This is a genomic window from Dactylosporangium sp. NPDC049525 (genome assembly GCF_040676755.1).
In the GTDB taxonomy this organism is placed as follows: domain Bacteria; phylum Actinomycetota; class Actinomycetes; order Mycobacteriales; family Micromonosporaceae; genus Dactylosporangium.
Genome location: NZ_JBFAPO010000137.1, coordinates 1 through 3,243 on the forward strand (window position 1 = coordinate 1; position 3,243 = coordinate 3,243).

General features: G+C 56.7%; 1 rRNA gene. It reads right to left on the bottom strand.

The window, feature by feature from the left end:
• Window positions 1-66 precede the first annotated feature (66 nt).
• Window positions 67-3,186 (bottom strand): 23S ribosomal RNA (locus tag AB0K00_RS57515).
• Window positions 3,187-3,243: the final 57 nt, after the last annotated feature.

Consider the following 3,243-nt stretch of genomic DNA (forward strand, 5'->3'; position numbering starts at 1 on the left):
TGGGGTGCGTTCTGGTGTTGGTTCAGAATCACACAGTGGATGCGTATGTCTCAAAAGCTTGTGTATGAGGTCAAGTCCTCGGCCTATTAGTACCGGTCAGCTCAAACCTGTTACCAGGCTTCCACTTCCGGCCTATCAACCCAGTGGTCTAACTGGGGGCCTTAACCCTCAAGGGGTGGGATACCTCATCTCGAAGCGAGCTTCCCGCTTAGATGCTTTCAGCGGTTATCCCTTCCGAACGTAGCCAACCAGCCGTGCTCTTGGCAGAACAACTGGCACACCAGAGGTTCGTCCGTCCCGGTCCTCTCGTACTAGGGACAGCCCTTCTCAAGTATCCTACGCGCGCGGCGGATAGGGACCGAACTGTCTCACGACGTTCTAAACCCAGCTCGCGTACCGCTTTAATGGGCGAACAGCCCAACCCTTGGGACCTACTCCAGCCCCAGGATGCGACGAGCCGACATCGAGGTGCCAAACCATCCCGTCGATATGGACTCTTGGGGAAGATCAGCCTGTTATCCCCGGGGTACCTTTTATCCGTTGAGCGACACCGCTTCCACCTGCCAGTGCCGGATCACTAGTCCCGACTTTCGTCCCTGCTCGACCTGTCAGTCTCACAGTCAAGCCCCCTTGTGCACTTGCACTCAACACCTGATTGCCAACCAGGCTGAGGGAACCTTTGGGCGCCTCCGTTACATTTTAGGAGGCAACCGCCCCAGTTAAACTACCCACCAGACACTGTCCCTGAACCGGATCACGGTCCGAAGTTAGATACCCAAATCCAACAGAGTGGTATTTCAAGCTTGCCTCCACAACCACTGGCGTGGCCGCTTCACAGGCTCCCACCTATCCTACACAATCGAATTCGAGTACCAATGTCAAGCTATAGTGAAGGTCCCGGGGTCTTTCCGTCCTGCCGCGCGTAACGAGCATCTTTACTCGTAGTGCAATTTCGCCGGGCCTGTGGTTGAGACAGTGGGGAAGTCGTTACGCCATTCGTGCAGGTCGGAACTTACCCGACAAGGAATTTCGCTACCTTAGGATGGTTATAGTTACCACCGCCGTTTACTGGCGCTTAAGTTCTCCGCTTCGCCCTCACGGACTAACAGGTCCCCTTAACGTTCCAGCACCGGGCAGGCGTCAGTCCATATACATCGTCTTACGACTTCGCATGGACCTGTGTTTTTAGTAAACAGTCGCTTCCCCCTGGTCTCTGCGGCCACCAACCGCTCCACCAGCATGTGGTCTCACCATCGGTGGCCCCCCTTCTCCCGAAGTTACGGGGGCAATTTGCCGAGTTCCTTAACCACAGTTCGCCCGATCGCCTCGGTATTCTCTACCTGACCACCTGTGTCGGTTTGGGGTACGGGCCGCTCGAAACTCGCTAGAGGCTTTTCTCGGCAGCATGGGATCACTGACTTCGCCTGAAACGGCTCCGCTTCACGTCTCACCCTCATGCAGTACGGATTTGCCTATACTGCGGGCTACACGCTTGCCCCGGCACAACCACCGGCCGGGTCCAGCTACCCTCCTGCGTCACCCCATCGCTTGCCTACTACCACCCAAGTTCCCAACATCAACCCCTCCACCCGAAGGCTTCAGGACATCCGGAGGTTAGTACAAGTGGGTCCGGCATGGACGCTTCTACGCGGGTACGGGAATATCAACCCGTTATCCATCGACTACGCCTCTCGGCCTCGCCTTAGGCCCCGACTCACCCAGGGCGGATTAGCCTGGCCCTGGAACCCTTGGTCATCCGGCGGCAGGGTTTCTCACCCTGCTTTCGCTACTCATGCCTGCATTCTCACTCGCGTCACCTCCACGGCTGGATCACTCCGCCGCTTCACCGGTGACACGACGCTCCCCTACCCATCCACACACCTGGACCTCAAGACGAATCCATCGGCCGGGTTATCATGTGAATGCCACAGCTTCGGCGGTGTGCTTGAGCCCCGCTACATTGTCGGCGCGGAACCACTTGACCAGTGAGCTATTACGCACTCTTTCAAGGGTGGCTGCTTCTAAGCCAACCTCCTGGTTGTCTATGCGACCCCACATCCTTTACCACTTAGCACACGCTTAGGGGCCTTAGCTGGTGATCTGGGCTGTTTCCCTCTCGACTACGAAGCTTATCCCCCGCAGTCTCACTGCCACGCTCTCACTTACCGGCATTCGGAGTTTAGTTGACTTCAGTAAGCTTGTAGGCCCCCTAGGCCATCCAGTGCTCTACCTCCGGCAAGAAACACGTGACGCTGCACCTAAATGCATTTCGGGGAGAACCAGCTATCACGGAGTTTGATTGGCCTTTCACCCCTAACCACAGGTCATCCCCCAACTTTTCAACGTTGGTGGGTTCGGCCCTCCACGCGGTCTTACCCGCGCTTCAGCCTGCCCATGGCTAGATCACTCCGCTTCGGGTCTAGGACACGCGACTGAACGCCCTATTCAGACTCGCTTTCGCTACGGCTCCCCCACACGGGTTAACCTCGCCACGTATCACTAACTCGCAGGCTCATTCTTCAAAAGGCACGCCGTCACCCCTGCTACAAGTAACAGGACGCTCCGACGGATTGTAGGCGCACGGTTTCAGGTACTATTTCACTCCCCTCCCGGGGTACTTTTCACCTTTCCCTCACGGTACTAGTCCGCTATCGGTCATCAGGGAGTATTTAGGCTTACCAGGTGGTCCTGGCAGATTCACGGCAGATTACAGGAGTCCGCCGCTACTCGGGAACACACCAACACAGACCCAGGATTTTCGCCTACCGGACTCTCACCGTCTACGGTGCCGCTTTCCAGCGAACTTCGACTAACCCAGAATTTTCTGACTGTGCGACCAGATGGCAGCCCGGTCAAGACATGTCCCACAACCCCGCGTACGCAACCCCTGCCAGGTATCACACGTACACGGTTTAGCCTCTTCCGCTTTCGCTCGCCACTACTCACGGAATCACTATTGTTTTCTCTTCCTGCGGGTACTGAGATGTTTCACTTCCCCGCGTTCCCTCTACCCGTCCTATGTGTTCAGACGGGAGTGACACCACATGACTGATGCCGGGTTCCCCCATTCGGACACCCTGGGATCACAGCTCGGTTGACAGCTCCCCCAGGCCTATCGCGGCCTCCCACGTCCTTCATCGGCTCCTGATGCCAAGGCATCCACCGTACGCCCTTAAAAACTTGACCACAAAAGCTTTAAAGATGCTCGCATCCACTGTGCAATTCTCAACCAACACCAAACCC